We start from the raw sequence: 14,340 nt of genomic DNA on the forward strand, positions 1-14,340 counted from the left end.
GGATCCTGGTCTTCCAGCTTAGGCCTTGGTGTTTGTCACCGGCTGCCACCGTTCCGGCACCTCCCTACTTGCCTCACTGCTGGGGGATGTCCTTGGCCAGCGACGCGGCGACGATCTGCCGCCTGGCCCTGACAACCCCCGCGGTTTTTTTGAAAGCCGCCTGCTCACCGAGTTCAACGACGAGCTTCTCCACGCCCTGGGTGGTGATTGGAGCCTTCCACCACTTTTGCCACCTAGCTGGAGCGATCCACCTCTGTTGGATCTGATCAGTGGGGCCCGCGATCGCTTTGCCGCCTATGGCGAGCAGGGCCCTTGGCTTGATAAGGATCCGCGGCTCTGCATCACCCTGCCAGCCATTCAGCACCTGCTATTACGCCGGGTGCCCGTGGTGGTTGCCCTGCGCAATCCCCTAGAGGTTGCCTGTTCACTCCAGCTCCGCAATGGTTTTGCCCTGGAGCGGGGCCTGGCCCTCTGGTTTATCTACAACCATCACCTGGCAGCCACCCTCCAGCCTGCTGACCTTTTAATTAGTCAGGCTGAACTGATCGCCGCTCCCACCAACGGCCAGCTAGCTAGCCAGCTGTTAGCGGCCCTTGGCGGATTTCTTGAGGGCCATGGCCACCAGCCCCCCACTGCCCAAGCCTGGCAGCAAATGCTGGCCAATCGGGTGGATCCGGGCTTGAATCGGGCCGTAGCAGCCCTGCCGGCCAGCCCCGCGATGGCCAGCCTCCATCCTCGGCTGGTGGAGCTGGTCGAGGCGACATACCAGCAAGCTCTATGCGGTATTCGGGGCCACAGATCTGCCTTCTCCAGCCTGCCCCTGGAGGTCCTCCAGCTCTGCGCTAAGCACCAGCTTTGTGCCCCTGGGGCCAGCCTCCAGCAGCGCCTAAGCCAGCTCGAAACCCAGTGCGAGCAACTCACAACCCAATGCGAGTTGGATCAGGAGACCCTCCGGGCCATACGTGGCTCCAGCAGTTGGCAAATCACTGCTCCGCTTAGGTGGCTAAGCGCCCTGCTGCGTCGCCTGCTGGATCGCCGCCTGCTGGATCGCCGCCGCTGATGCTGCAGCTGCTGCGTGAATGGCCCCCGGGCTACGGCGGCGTGGAGAGGGTGGCCCACTGCCTGGCTCTTGCCGGTGGCTCTGGCGACACCACCTTCTCCCTAACACCCGCCCCACCAGCAGCCGATCCCCTGCCGGTGCCCTATCGCCGCGTCCTCTTGCCCGCCTTGCCCCTTGGCCGGTTGCTTCTGGCCTTGCCCAGCAAAGCCCTGTTTCAACTATTGGCTGGCCGAGAGCCCCTGCTTGGCCACCTGCCCTGCCCCACCGTGCTGCTGCTGGTGCTAGTGGCCCGCCTGCTGCGCCCCCGCCGTCATATTTATATCTATTGGCATGCCTTCATCGAGCCCAGGCCTACCATCGCTGGTTGGTTGGAGGCTGTCTATCAGGCCTTGGCCTTGGCCTTGCTCAGATTTTTTCCGGTGCTCACCACCTCCCCTCCCCTCAGGCACCAGCTCATCCAATCTGGCCTGCCAGTGGCCCAGGTGACCTGTCTTCCCTGCTGCCTGCCCCCCCCCATCGAAGCCGCCTGCAATCAGATCCACCAGTGCCGCCTCCAGCAGCCAGAGGCAAGGCCCCTTGGCCGGCTGATCTCCATTGGCCGGCTCGACAGCTACAAGCGCATTGATTGGCTCTTGCAGGCCATCGCCTTCGCCCCCGCCGTAGGGCAGCTGGATTTGGTGGGTGATGGCCCGCTGCGGGGTCGTTTCGAAGCGCTGGCCTCCGAACTGGGCCTCAGTCAGCGGGTGGTTTTCCATGGCCGTTTGGCGGAGCAGGCCAAGCTGGATCTCCTATCCACTGCAGATCTTTTGGTGCTGCCCGCCGATCGCTGTAATGAAGCATTTGGCATTGTCCAGCTAGAGGCGATGGCCAGTGGCATCCCCTCCCTTGCCTTCGATTTGCCGCGCTCCGGCATGTTTTGGGTCAGCAATCTGCCCGCCCTTGGCTGGAGCGGCCGGCCCAGCGAATTGGCCGCCACCATCCAGCAACTGCTCAGCGATGCCCCGCGCCATCGCCTGGCTTGCCACCAGGCCCGCCGTCGCTACGACCAGTATTTCGCCTATCCGATCTGGCGGCGCCGCCAGACCCAGATTTTCTGCACCGATGGCTGACCCCCTCCCCCTGGCCCCAGGCCTGGGCGATCAGCGGGCCAGTGGCGCCGTGCTGGATTGCTGGCGCAGCGATGGCGCCGCCGCAGCGGCCCGACAATTAAAAATCCAGCTGGCAAAGCAGGATCGGCAGCAGGGCGGCTCCAGCGCCGATCCCCTCCTGGCGGAATTGGCGCTTCGGCTTGAGGGCAGGTCTGGACCCCGCTTGCTGGTGGATGGATTGTGGTTTTGCAGACCCTTTGGCGGCATCTCCCGGGTATGGGAGCAGATCTTGGACTGCTGGAGCCTGCCGGGGCTGGTTACAAATTCGGCCCCTGTGGCCTTGATTGAGCGCAACAGCCATTTGGCCCTAAGCGCCAGCTTCCCAAACCTTCAAGGCGCAGGCGTCGATCCCCTAGATCCTGAGGCGGTAGCTGCCCTGGCCCCAGAGAACTCGGCTTTATTAAAGGGCTGGCGGGCCGATGTGTTTATCTCCAGCTGGATCAGTAGTTCTGGACCAGAACGCCCCTCTTGCCCCGAGCTGGCCCTAGTCCACGATTGCCTGCCCGAGCGCTACGGCGTTGCCGCGCCCCTGGCCCAGTTGCGCCGGCGCTGGCTCAAGGGTGCCACCGCCCATCTGGCCGTGTCTGCTGCCACGGCCGCCGATTTGGAGGTGCTGCTTAGCCGCCCCACGGGCAGCCTCAGCTGGTGCCACCCCGCCCCTGCCCCCCTATTTGGTGCCCCTTTGCAGGGCCCTAGGGGCGATCGGCTCTGGGCCAAACTCATCCAGCGCTCTGGCCTCCAGCAGCCCTACTTGCTCTTGCCCGCCACCAGTGCCATCGGCTCCTACAAAAACCCCGAGCTGGTGGCAGAGGCCCTGGCAGATCCCCAGCTGGCTCCCCTCCAGCTTGTGCTCTGTGGCATTGCTGCCGAGCAGCGCTGCCGGGAGCTGGAGCAGCGCTTCCCACACCTGGGTGGTCGCTGCCTGGCGGCCGGTTTCACCGATCTCGAGCTAGCCCTTGCTTATCACCACGCCTTGGCCGTGGTAATCCCTAGCCGCGCCGAGGGTTTTGGCCTGCCCGCCGTGGAGGCCCTCGCCAGCGGGGCCACCGTGTTGGTGGCCGATAGCCCGGGCCTTAGGGAGGCCGGTGGTTCGGCCGCCCTGCGCTTCCATCCCCAGCGCCCTGGCGAGTTGGCGGCCCTGCTGGCCCTGTTGCTCGATCCCACCAGCGGCTGGCTCCAACCCCACCTGGCCTGCCGCCGCCAGAAACGGTTGGCCCCACTCCATGCCGACCTAATCGGCCTAGCCCTGCTGGCCCTGGCGCGCAGGTTGGCCCCATGACCAGGCTGCCCCTGCTGTTCAACCTGCTGCCCTACCGGCCCGAACCCACCGGTCTCAGCCGCTATGTGGAGCGCCTGTTGGCGGCCTGGCCCGGCGAATCCCTGCCCTGGCAGCTGCGCCTGGCACCCCCAGGCCATGGCCAGTTCAGCCAGAGCCCCCATTTGCCGACAAAGCCCTGCACTGGCCCCATGGGCTTGCTCCAGCGCTATGCCCTGGCCCAGCACGCCCTACCCCTGCGCCGGTTGCTTGCGGACCACTGGCCCGATCGCATCTACAGCCCCTACAGCGAATGGCTCTGGGCCCTGCCCCAGGTGCCCCAGGTGATCACCTGCCACGACCTCACGCCCCTCCACTTCCCCAGCAGTTGCAGGGCCCATTGGCGTAGCCGGCTGCTGCTGCCAGCCCACTTTGAACGGGCTGCCCTGGTGGTGGCCATTAGCCAAAGCGTGGCCAACCAACTGGTGCAAACCGGTCTGCCCGCTCGCCGCATTGCCGTGGTGCCCAATGGCGTGGAGCCCGTGGCCGATCCGATCCAGGCCCCCGCCAGCCACGATTGCGTCGTGCTGGCCCGCCATGCCCGCAATAAAAATCTGGCCCTGGCTCTGAACGGTTTTGCGGCCCTGCTCAAGCGCAACCCCGATTGGCCCGGTCGGTTGCTGGTGGTGGGTGCCACGGATCGCTGCACATCTGCCCTGTTCAGGCAGCAGCGGCAGCTTGGTCTGGGCGAGAGGGTGCGCTGGATATCTCCACTGCCACCAGAGCCCCTTGAAACCCTGCTGCGCCAAGCTTTTTGCCTTGTTTCCCCCAGCCTGATGGAGGGTTTTGATTACCCCCTGCTCGAGGCCCAGGCCCTGGGCCTGCCCACCCTGGCCAGCCGCATTCCCGTGCATCAGGAGCTGCATCAAGATGCGGCATTGCTGTTTGAGCTCCATGATCGCGGCGATACAATGGCTCATCAGTTGCAGCGGCTCGACCGCGATCCTGCCCTTTGGCGACAGCTTTCTCAGGCGGGACTTCTCAACGCGGCGGCCCACACCAGCCAGCGCCAAGCAAGAGAGATCAACTCCCTTCTCCGGGATCCATTGCCCTGAGCCCCCTGTTGCACTTGCCCGTGTTGCGGCTTGAGGGCATTGGTCTGCAAATTCCCGTATTCAGCTCCGAAACCCGCAGTCTTAAATCAGCCCTGCTGCGCTCAGTCACCGGAGGTCAGTTGCGCCGCCAGGGTGGCGGTGCGGTGATCACTGCACTGCACAATGTGAATTGTCAGATTCATGAAGGTGAACGCATTGCCCTGATTGGTCATAATGGAGCAGGTAAATCCACTTTTCTAAAGCTGATCTCGGGCATCTATATGCCGAGTTGTGGAAGATTTGAGCAACGTATTCGGGTTTTCCCGATGATTCATAAGAGCTTCATTACCAGTGGTGAGCTCAGCGGCCTGCAGGCCATAAAGGCCCACTATTTGATGGTCAATGGTAATCTCAAAGGTTTTGAGAGTTATTGCCAGGGTGTGGTGGAATTTTCCGGATTGGGTGATTTCATTCATTTACCAGTCAAGGCCTATAGCCAGGGTATGGCATCCCGTTTGCTTTTTTCGATGCTCACTGCCTGTACCCATGAATGCCTGGCTATAGATGAGGGTTTTGGCGCCGGAGATTCCAGCTTCTATGAGCAGGCCCAGCAGCGCCTTCAGGCTTTCATTGAATCTGCGGGCACCTTGATTTTGGCCTCCCATTCAGAGGCCCTGCTCAGGCAGTTTTGCGTGCGTGGATTGGTTTTTGAGCAGGGTTCGATTGTCTTTGATGGCAATCTTGAGGAGGCCCTGGAGCACTACCATCGGCCTAGGCCATGAGAGTGCTCCAAACCCTATCAGATGGCTGGGCGCTGCGTCGGGTATGGCTTTTTACGGCCACTTCTCGTACTAAGGCTCGATTTGCCCGCACCCTGCTGGGTAGTTTTTGGCTAGGCCTCTCCAATCTGCTGTCCATTGCCGTACTTGCGCTGGTATACGGCACTGTTTTCAAGGTCCAAGATTTCAACCACTACGTGGTGTATCTCGGTCTTGGCCTAGTGATCTGGAATAGCTTGGCTGCGGCAATTAGCACTGCTCCAAATCTGTTTGAACATAATGCCGCCCACTTGCATAACAATAATCTCAATCCAATTTTCTATACCCTTGAGGAATGGGCTTTCCAGGTTCAAACGTTTGCCCAGTCGTTTGCCTTGGTCTTGTTAGGTCTTTCTTTTTTTAAAATTAACCTTATTCCTAATTTGCTACTTGTGGGCTGGCTGCCCTTGATTAATTTGCTGCTGTTTTTGTATTGGCTTCCGGTATTTTTGTGCCTTGTGGGAGCCCGATACAGGGATTTGTATCAGCTTGTCCCAATAGTTTTGCAATTAGTATTTCTTCTTTCCCCCATCCTGTATGAGCAGAAAAATCTTGGCTCCCTGGCCTGGACAGCCGATTTAAATTTGCTCTATCAAGTGTTAAATCCTTTGCGCCGCTGTTTGATTGAGGGCTCACCGCCAGGCTGGATTGATCTGCTCCTGCTTCTAATAAACTTTGCTGGTATTTGGTTTGCCATCTCACTGCTTAATCGGGAGCGGCGCCACCTGCCTTTTTTAATCTAAATTTGCTTACCCTCGGCGAAATCCCGACTGGCTCATCACTTGCTTAGTTGATCAGGCTTAACCTGCTCGCAGATTTTCCGGCGGAAGTCTTCTAGGATTGCAGCAGAGACGGTGTCGTAGCGGCTAAGTCGCCTTTGCCTTTCCGCCTGGGGATCGCCGATCCTTGCCATTTCAGCCTTGGCGATTTGCCCCATGGCTTCTGCCCAGGTTGTTGGATCGAGGGTGTCGCACAGCCAAATCAGCTCCCTGAAATCTTGGCTTGCTTGGATTTCCCGGTGGGCCACAGAAGGGCTGGCGATGACCGGTGCACCAATGCAGGCGCCATCGAGCACTGGGATTCCGAAGCCCTCCACCAAAGAAGGACTGATGACCGCCATGGCATGTAAAAATAAATTTGATTTAGTGGCTTCGTCGATATAGCCAGTTAGCAGTACAGATTCATCGGCTTGCTTTGCGACTTCCCTGCTATAGGAGTCTTTTTTAAGCATTCCAGTCACGCAGAGCCGGATTCCATGTTCAGCCAGGCCTGAGATGCGGAACGCCTTAACCGCAAATAAGAGGTTCTTCCTGGGCTCCACTGAGGAATTAAATAGAAGATATCGAAATGGAACCAACTCGCCATGGTGATTTTTTGTTCGCAGCGATGGTCTCAAAACTTTTTGTTCCAGTAGCCCTCGGTGCTCCTTTGCAGGAAATTTTAGCGATGGGGGCTGTAGAATCACTATGCCGCCAGCATCATTCGCGGATCCATAGGCCTGTTCAAATTTCTTGCGGGTTGCCTGTGATACATACAACTTTCTGGCCGGTAGACAGCTGTTTAGCCGCTGGCCAAAATTAGCTACATGATCACTAGTTTGTACATATTCGAGGGGAATCAAATCATGCACAGTTTGAACAAGACAGCCTTTTCCCTCAACTCTGATGTTGATCGGGCAGGTGGTGATTAGCCCATCAAATTCATTGCCCAACTTGATTGGTAGGGATGATGGGCGGCGGGCAAGTGCTCGCCGTGAGGCATTCAAGTAGAGATAGCGGGCACACAGGATGCCATCGAGATTTCCAAAATAGCTCAGCTTTTCCTGTCGGAAATAGGGGCTGTCGAATTGCTCCAATAAATTTACCTTCACCATTGCGTCAGTGGCATAATTGCGGTGCGCCAGCCAATCCAAGATCTCCAAGAGTCTCAGCCATTTTTTGTGCAGCCTTGCCAAGGCCTGCCACTTGCTGAGCTTTGTTTCCCAATAGGGGCTGTGCAGCCAATTGTGGCCCTCCATTAAGCCCTCCATTACTCGAGCTGCATAGATCAGGTCGCAGGCCCGCTTGGGCAGATTTTTGTAGACAGATTTCTCAAGCCTTGGCTCAAAGTCCGTGAGCAGCCAAATCTCAGCACCAGAATCCTTTAGGGCCTTCAGCATGGCCTTGCTGAAAACCGCAATGCCCCGATGCTCCCTCTGCTGTAGATCCAGATCTGTCACCAGCAGCCTCAAACCCCTCAGGGGCTGGCCCATCGGCGCCGGATCTGCAGAAGGGGAGTTTTCCTGCTGAACTTCCTCCGGCACAGCAAGCAGACACTTGTTTGATCACACCTTACTTGTTGTCCTTTCCCCTGACGGTTGACCCAGGGGCGGGCCGTAGGGCATGCTCGTCTTGTCGGCATGTTCGCCGACCAGCGTTGCAGCCCGGGATACTCCGGATCCTTGCAACGTTTGCGGATGTAGCTCAGTGGTAGAGCATCTCCTTGCCAAGGAGAGGGTCGAGAGTTCGAATCTCTTCATCCGCTTTCAAGAAGCTCCAGGGGTGGCTGAGGCTCCAGCAGCAGTTGTGAAGCTCGCCCTCAGTAGGCTGGCAAAAGCGCACCTCTGCCCTCTCCATGCTCAAGCTCCTGCTGGGTGATCCCAATGCCCGCAAGCTGAAGCGTTACCAGCCCCTGGTTTCCGACATCAGCCTGCTGGAGGAGGAGATCGCGCCCCTCTCAGACGACGAACTGAGGGGCCTCACCGTGGAGTTTCGCGGCAAGCTCGCCGCCCTGCAGCTGGATTGCCAAAACCGGGGTCTGGGCACTGAGGCCACCCTCGAGCGGGAGCGCAAGGTGCTCGATGAGCTGCTGCCCCAGGCCTTTGCCGTGGTGCGGGAAGCCGGCAAGCGGGTTCTTGGAATGCGCCACTTCGATGTGCAGCTGATCGGCGGCATGGTGCTGCACGAGGGCCAGATCGCCGAGATGAAGACTGGCGAGGGCAAAACCCTGGTAGCCACCCTGCCGGCCTACCTCAACGCCCTCTCGGGCCGGGGTGTGCACGTGGTGACGGTCAACGACTACCTGGCCCGCCGCGACGCCGAGTGGATGGGCCAGGTGCATCGCTTCCTGGGCCTTTCGGTGGGCCTGATCCAGCAGGACATGGACCCCGCCACCCGGCGGACCAACTACAACTGCGACATCACCTACGCCACCAACTCGGAACTGGGCTTCGATTACCTGCGCGACAACATGGCGAGCGACATCGCCGAGGTGGTGCAGCGCCAGCCCAACTACTGCGTGATCGACGAAGTCGACTCGATCCTGATCGATGAGGCCCGCACCCCCCTGATCATTTCCGGCCAAATCGAGCGGCCCCAGGAGAAATACCAAAAGGCGGCGGAGGTGGCGGCTGCCCTGCAGCGCTCTGAGGAGATGGGCAAGGACGGCATCGACCCGGAAGGCGACTACGAGGTGGATGAAAAGCAGCGCAGCTGCACCCTCACCGATGAGGGCTACGCCAAGGCCGAACAGCTGATTGGCGTACTTGATCTGTTTGATCCCGCCGACCCCTGGGCCCACTTCATCACCAATGCCCTCAAGGCCAAGGAGCTTTTCGTTAAGGACGTCAACTACATCGTGCGCGGCAGCGATGCGGTGATCGTCGATGAATTCACCGGGCGGGTGATGCCCGGGCGCCGCTGGAGTGATGGCCAGCACCAGGCGATCGAGGCCAAGGAGAGTCTGCCGATCCAGCCCGAAACCCAGACGCTCGCCTCGATCACCTATCAAAACTTCTTCCTGCTCTATCCGCGCCTGGCCGGCATGACCGGCACCGCCAAAACCGAGGAGGTGGAATTCGAGAAGACCTACAAGCTCGAGGTCACGATCGTGCCCACCAACCGGCTGCGCTCCCGCGCCGATTGGACCGACCAGGTGTACAAAACCGAACCCGCCAAGTGGCAGGCGGTGGCCAATGAAACCGCCGCGATCCACAAAGATGGCCGGCCCGTGCTGGTGGGCACCACCAGCGTTGAGAAGAGCGAGCTGCTGTCGGCCCTGCTGGCGGAGCAAGAAATCCCCCACAACCTGCTCAATGCCAAGCCGGAAAACGTGGAGCGGGAGGCCGAAATCATTGCCCAGGCCGGACGCTCCGGCGCCGTGACCATCGCCACCAACATGGCTGGCCGGGGCACCGACATCATTCTCGGCGGCAACAGCGACTACATGGCCCGCCTGAAGGTGCGCGAGCAGTTGCTGCCCCAGCTGGTGCGCCCAGAAAACGAACATCGGCCGATCCCGGCCCGCCGCCCCGCCAAGGAGGCGAAGACCATGGGAGGTCTCTATCCCTGTGTGCTTAGCGAAGAAGTAAGTGCCGGCCTGCTGGCCTTGACCAAGCAGTTGGTGGCGGCCTGGGGTGATCGGGCCCTCACCCTGCTGGAGTTGGAGGATCGCATTGCCCAGGCGGCTGAAAAGGCCCCCACCGACGATCCCCAGATCCAGGCCCTGCGCGAATCGATTGCCCTGGTGAAGGCGGAATACGACGCCGTCGTCAAACAGGAAGATGGCCGCGTACGCGAAACCGGCGGCCTGCATGTGATCGGCACGGAGCGCCACGAATCCCGCCGGGTTGATAACCAACTGCGGGGCCGGGCCGGCCGCCAAGGCGACCCCGGCTCCACCCGCTTTTTCCTTTCCCTAGAAGACAACCTCCTGCGCATCTTTGGCGGCGATCGGGTGGCGGGCCTGATGAATGCCTTCCGGGTGGAGGAAGACATGCCGATCGAATCGGGCATGCTCACCCGCTCCCTGGAGGGGGCCCAGAAAAAGGTTGAAACCTATTACTACGACATCCGCAAGCAGGTGTTTGAGTACGACGAAGTGATGAACAACCAGCGCAAGGCCGTTTACACCGAGCGCCGCCGGGTGCTGGAGGGCCGCGAGCTCAAGCAGCAGGTGATCGGCTACGGCGAGCGCACCATTGAAGACATCGTGGAGGCCTATGTAAATCCCGACCTGCCGCCAGAGGAGTGGGATTTGGGCAATCTTTTGTCGAAGGTGAAGGAGTTTGTTTATCTCCTCGAAGATCTCACCCCAGACCAGGTACAGGGCTTGCAAATGGAGGAGCTAAAGGCCTTCCTCCAAGAGCAGCTGCGCAATGCCTACGACATCAAGGAAGGCCAAATAGACCAGCAGCGCCCAGGCTTGATGCGCGAGGCCGAGCGCTTCTTCATTCTCCAGCAGATCGATACCCTCTGGCGGGAGCACCTCCAGGCGATGGAGGCCCTGCGCGAATCGGTGGGTCTGCGGGGCTATGGCCAGAAGGATCCCCTAATTGAATATAAAAATGAGGGCTACGACATGTTCCTCGAGATGATGACCCAGATGCGCCGCAACGTGATCTATTCGATGTTCATGTTCCAGCCGGCGCCGACAGCGGCGCCTGAGGGAGCAACGGCCTGATTATTGGCGGCCAGAGTGCTCAAGCTGGTTTTCAAGCTGCTGAATGCGGGATTGAAGACGTTTGCTTTCTCCCTCTTTTAGGGATAGCTCCAGCGACTGTTTTGTATGTAAGGCCTCTAGTTGGCAGCTCTGGATTTTAATCTGTGCTTTTAAAAGCAAATTCTCTGATTCTAACTTCATTAGCCCTAAACAGCGTTTTCTAAGGTCTTCTGCCTCATGCTGAGCGGCCTTTAATTCTATCCCCAGGCTTTTATTGCTGGCCAGTTGAACCATTTCTAGCCAGCCCTCCCTCATCTTCTGCATGTCGAGCGGGTTTGCTTCTTGCTCGGCTTGTTGGCGGCGGGTGGTTTCTGCGTCGTGGATGCCGGCCATCGCAGGGCAATAAAGCACGTCTTTATTTAGCTGAGTGCGTGTTTTCAGGCAGAGCAAAACGTCTTCTCCACAAACCTGGAAATTTTCATCGAGTTTTATTCCCAGGAATTCAGTTCTGCGCATGGCAAAGAATGCACCGGTAACCGCTGGCACCAGTCTTTCCCTTTGGCTTGCTTGATGGTGTTCATTTACCAAGAGCCCTAGCTGATGATACGGGCGGCCGTCGGAAGTGAAATGGATTCCTGCATGGGCGAGCTGGCCTGAGCTTGTGCGCAATCGAGCGCCAACTATCCCCACCTCAGGTTGAGTATTCAAGCGATTGATTGCCGCATCCACTGAGCCTGGATCCATAATCAGATCATCATTGGCAAAGATCAGCACATCGCCGGTGGCTTTGTGGGCCAGCGTGTTAATATTGCTAGCAAAGTGGTATGGCTTTCGGTTGGCAATCTCTGCCCCAAATGGGCCTGAATTAATTAGGGCTTCCTCTTCTGCTGTGCCATTCCATGAAATTATCACCTCAATGGAGTCGGCTGAGCCCGTGTAGCCTGCTTCTAGGCTTTTAAGCATTTGATTGAGCAGGTCAGTGCTCCGTGATACCACTAACACTGACACTTTAATTGTTGCTTCCATTGCAGATTCGTCCATGTTTATTTTGGTGTACTTCATTGCTGAAGCTTAGCCTCAGCCCGTAATGCCCTGATTGTCGCCTAGAAACTCAAGGATCTCCCGGTCCTTGAGGTTTTGGGCTGCGCCCCGGCAGTCTTCCATTAGTGGCCGGCCAGCCGCCAGCTCCCGCAGGCAGGTTTGGGTGCGGGCCAGCTCGCCTTCCAGGGCATCGATGCGCTCCATCAGGTTGCGAATCACATTGGCCTCCGTATCGGGCAGGGCCGAGTGGGCCAGGGGATCGATGCGCACGCCGCTTTGGTGGATTACCCGGCCAGGTATGCCCACCACCGTGCTGTCGGCGGCCACATCCTTCACCACCACCGAGCCGGCCCCAATGCGGGTATTGGCCCCCACGCTGATCGCGCCAAGCACCTTGGCGCCGGCACCTACCACCACGTTTTCCCCCAGGGTTGGGTGGCGCTTGCCGTGGGCCTTGCCCGTGCCCCCCAGGCTCACCCCCTGGTACAGCAGGCACTGGTTACCGATCACCGCCGTTTCACCAATCACCACCCCCATGCCGTGGTCGATAAACACGCCCTGGCCGATCCGGGCCCCGGGGTGGATCTCAATCCCCGTGATAAATCGGCCCAACTGGGCCAGCAGCCTGGCCGCTAGGGGCAGCAGGGGCAGGCGGCTGCCCCACAGCCAATGGCTCAGGCGATGCAGCGACAGGGCATGGAGCCCCGGATAGCAAAGCAGGATCTCCAGGGTGCCGCGGGCGGCCGGATCCCGTTGCTTGATGATCGCCAGATCGGCGCGCAGGGCATTGAACATGGTGAGGAGTCTGGAGTGTGGCCTACCCCTGCAGCAGCCCTATTTCCTTGCGCAGGGCATCAATGGTGGCCTCCCCTAGGTAGCTCTGGGCGCAGTGCACCACGGGCATGCGCATCAGCTGGCTGCGGTTTTGGCGCAGGCTTTGCTCCACGAGGGCCAGGCTTGGCCTGTCGCAGAGCACGTGGCTGGAGGCCCGCAGTAGGGCCAGCAGGCGGCTGCCCCCATCGGGGCTGGCCGTCATCACCAACAGTTCGCTGCCCCGCAGGCTGTGCAGGATCACTTCCGCGGCCCTGAGGATGCCGGGGCTGATGCTCACCAGTCCCACGCAGCTGCCAGCGCGCAGTTCCTTGAGTAAATCCAGCTCGTGGCGGAAGTCGTTGAGGTCCACCGGCACCGCCCGCACCCCATGGCGCTTGGCGATCTCCTCCACCGGCTGGAGAAAATAACGGCTGGTCACCACGGTGCCGTTGCTGGATGCCTGGAGCACCGCCTCGAGCTCCTCCATCTGCACCACCTCCACGGGCACCTCCAGGTGGGGTGTGAGCTCCTCTGCGATCAGCATCGAGGCGCCGATGTCTTCCCTGGGGGTACTCACCAGGATGCGGGCGCCACAGCGCAGTCGCCAATCGATTTCCCGGGTGAATAGATCGCGGGCCTGCTGCAGGGTGCAACCCGCATTGAGCAGGCCATCCACACTTTGGCGCACGTCCTTGTCGATGTCTGGCAGGGCCCGGCTGCGGGGGCCTGGAGGGGCTTTTAGTTCGCGCGGGTTCTGTTGGTCGCGCACGTAGATGCCCGAGCCGGCCATCGCCTCCACGACGCCATCGGTCTCCAGCTGCCGGTAAACCTTGCTGATCGTGTTGCGGTGCAGGCCCGTCTGCATCGCCAGTTGGCGCGTACTGGGCAAGCGATGGCCGGGCGGGTAGTGCCTGGCAGCGATGGCGAAGCAGATTTGGTTGTACAGCTGGGTCGACGCCGGAATGTCGCTTTCCTGCTGGATGTGGAATCGCACGCCGGGGTTGGGCCAGATGGGCTGGTGGCCACCATACGAAGCTTCGGCCCTGGTGACAATTGCCGCTTTGGCCCCTATTCGGCCGCAGCCTTGCTGGCGGAGCCTTTGCGGGGGCTGAGGAACATGATCATGTTGCGACCTTCCCGCTTGGGGGTCTGTTGGACGTCGGCGTTTTCTTCGAGGTCCTTGGCCATCCGGTACAGCAGCACTTCGGCCAGGGCCGTGTGCTGGATTTCCCGGCCGCGGAAGATCACCGTGCACTTCACCTTGTCGCCGTCCTTGAGGAAGCGGCTTGCCTGACCGATCCGCACCTGATAGTCGTGCGAGTCGATCTTGTAGCGCATCTTGACCTCCTTGACCTCGGTCTGGTGCGACTTTTTCTTGGCCTCCTTGGCCTTCTTTTCCTGCTCAAACTTGTATTTGCCGTAATCCATGATCCGGCAAACCGGTGGATCGGCCTTTTCGCTCACCAGCACCAGATCCAGTTCCCGGTCCTTGGCGACCTCAAGGGCCTCTTCCCGAGTGATCACCCCCAGTTGGCTGCCGTCTGCATCCACCACCCGCAGGTTGGGGTAGCTGATGCGGTCGTTGATGTTGGGCAGCTCCCGCACGGGAGCACGACGGTCAAACCGGGGACGAGGAGGCATTCAGGGGGGCGAAGGTTGGCTGTTGCGCCACAAAAGTGGCCGACAAAGCCAC

12 protein-coding genes and 1 tRNA gene are annotated in these 14,340 nt (G+C 60.0%); 8 read left to right on the plus strand and 5 right to left on the minus strand.

Annotated features, from left to right (window positions below; genetic code table 11):
* The first annotated feature begins 25 nt into the window (after positions 1–25).
* Genes KBY49_RS08915 through KBY49_RS08940 form a run of 6 tightly spaced genes read left to right on the plus strand, consistent with a single transcriptional unit; the run spans position 26 to position 6,118 of the window.
* Positions 26–1,060: a hypothetical protein gene (locus KBY49_RS08915; protein ID WP_254934435.1), complete on the plus strand. Its 1,035-nt coding sequence runs from the start codon at positions 26–28 to the stop codon at positions 1,058–1,060.
* Positions 1,060–2,169, plus strand: coding sequence for a glycosyltransferase (locus tag KBY49_RS08920; protein WP_254934436.1), 1,110 nt, complete (start codon positions 1,060–1,062; stop codon positions 2,167–2,169). The genes KBY49_RS08915 and KBY49_RS08920 overlap by 1 nt, the downstream gene beginning before the upstream one ends.
* The gene (locus KBY49_RS08925) at positions 2,162–3,487 is read left to right on the plus strand and encodes a glycosyltransferase (RefSeq protein WP_254934437.1); all 1,326 of its coding nucleotides are present in this window, start codon (positions 2,162–2,164) and stop codon (positions 3,485–3,487) included. The genes KBY49_RS08920 and KBY49_RS08925 overlap by 8 nt, the downstream gene beginning before the upstream one ends.
* Positions 3,484–4,578, plus strand: a complete 1,095-nt coding sequence (locus KBY49_RS08930) for a glycosyltransferase family 1 protein (RefSeq protein ID WP_254934438.1) — start codon at positions 3,484–3,486, stop codon at positions 4,576–4,578. The genes KBY49_RS08925 and KBY49_RS08930 overlap by 4 nt, the downstream gene beginning before the upstream one ends.
* An 8-nt stretch (positions 4,579–4,586) precedes the next feature.
* Positions 4,587–5,339 (plus strand): ABC transporter ATP-binding protein, encoded by a 753-nt coding sequence (locus tag KBY49_RS08935; protein ID WP_254934439.1) that lies wholly within the window; start codon positions 4,587–4,589, stop codon positions 5,337–5,339.
* Positions 5,336–6,118 (plus strand): ABC transporter permease, encoded by a 783-nt coding sequence (locus tag KBY49_RS08940; RefSeq protein WP_254934440.1) that lies wholly within the window; start codon positions 5,336–5,338, stop codon positions 6,116–6,118. Before KBY49_RS08935 ends, KBY49_RS08940 begins: the two co-directional genes overlap by 4 nt.
* A 35-nt stretch (positions 6,119–6,153) precedes the next feature.
* Here KBY49_RS08940 and KBY49_RS08945 read toward each other — a convergent pair whose 3' ends face one another.
* Complete coding sequence (locus KBY49_RS08945) at positions 6,154–7,533, minus strand: glycosyltransferase (protein WP_254934441.1); 1,380 nt, start codon at positions 7,531–7,533, stop codon at positions 6,154–6,156.
* Positions 7,534–7,826: 293 nt separating this feature from the next.
* Here KBY49_RS08945 and KBY49_RS08950 point away from each other — a divergent pair.
* Together KBY49_RS08950 and secA are read left to right on the plus strand one after the other, a co-directional pair.
* Positions 7,827–7,898: transfer RNA gene (locus KBY49_RS08950), tRNA-Gly, on the plus strand.
* A 90-nt stretch (positions 7,899–7,988) separates the two neighbouring features.
* Positions 7,989–10,814 (plus strand): preprotein translocase subunit SecA, encoded by a 2,826-nt coding sequence (gene secA / locus KBY49_RS08955; RefSeq protein WP_254934442.1) that lies wholly within the window; start codon positions 7,989–7,991, stop codon positions 10,812–10,814.
* Here secA and KBY49_RS08960 read toward each other — a convergent pair whose 3' ends face one another.
* The 4 genes from KBY49_RS08960 to infC all read right to left on the minus strand — a co-directional run bounded on the left by KBY49_RS08960 (position 10,815) and on the right by infC (position 14,288).
* Entirely contained in the window at positions 10,815–11,855 is a 1,041-nt protein-coding gene (locus tag KBY49_RS08960) for a glycosyltransferase (protein ID WP_254934443.1), read from the minus strand.
* Positions 11,856–11,870: 15 nt separating this feature from the next.
* Positions 11,871–12,629 carry a serine O-acetyltransferase gene (gene cysE, locus KBY49_RS08965; RefSeq protein WP_254934444.1) on the minus strand — a complete coding sequence of 253 codons (759 nt, stop codon included), beginning with the start codon at positions 12,627–12,629 and terminating at the stop codon, positions 11,871–11,873.
* 22 nt (positions 12,630–12,651) lie between these two features.
* A complete protein-coding gene (locus tag KBY49_RS08970; RefSeq protein WP_254934445.1) occupies positions 12,652–13,641 on the minus strand; it encodes a GntR family transcriptional regulator in 990 nt (329 codons plus the stop codon).
* A gap of 74 nt (positions 13,642–13,715) precedes the next feature.
* Positions 13,716–14,288: a translation initiation factor IF-3 gene (gene infC, locus KBY49_RS08975; RefSeq protein ID WP_261346442.1), complete on the minus strand. Its 573-nt coding sequence runs from the start codon at positions 14,286–14,288 to the stop codon at positions 13,716–13,718.
* Positions 14,289–14,340: the final 52 nt, after the last annotated feature.

The sequence above is a fragment of the Cyanobium sp. WAJ14-Wanaka genome (assembly GCF_024345375.1).
Taxonomy (GTDB): Bacteria; Cyanobacteriota; Cyanobacteriia; order PCC-6307; family Cyanobiaceae; genus Cyanobium_A.

Coding starts and splice junctions, on each gene's coding strand:
- secA (WP_254934442.1), top strand. CDS start 7,989: ATGCTCAAGCTCCTGCTGGGTGATCCCAATGCCCGCAAGCTGAAGCGT.
- infC (WP_261346442.1), bottom strand. CDS start 14,288: ATGCCTCCTCGTCCCCGGTTTGACCGTCGTGCTCCCGTGCGGGAGCTG.
- KBY49_RS08940 (WP_254934440.1), top strand. CDS start 5,336: ATGAGAGTGCTCCAAACCCTATCAGATGGCTGGGCGCTGCGTCGGGTA.
- KBY49_RS08930 (WP_254934438.1), top strand. CDS start 3,484: ATGACCAGGCTGCCCCTGCTGTTCAACCTGCTGCCCTACCGGCCCGAA.
- cysE (WP_254934444.1), bottom strand. CDS start 12,629: ATGTTCAATGCCCTGCGCGCCGATCTGGCGATCATCAAGCAACGGGAT.
- KBY49_RS08920 (WP_254934436.1), top strand. CDS start 1,060: ATGCTGCAGCTGCTGCGTGAATGGCCCCCGGGCTACGGCGGCGTGGAG.
- KBY49_RS08925 (WP_254934437.1), top strand. CDS start 2,162: ATGGCTGACCCCCTCCCCCTGGCCCCAGGCCTGGGCGATCAGCGGGCC.
- KBY49_RS08960 (WP_254934443.1), bottom strand. CDS start 11,855: ATGAAGTACACCAAAATAAACATGGACGAATCTGCAATGGAAGCAACA.
- KBY49_RS08945 (WP_254934441.1), bottom strand. CDS start 7,533: ATGCTGAAGGCCCTAAAGGATTCTGGTGCTGAGATTTGGCTGCTCACG.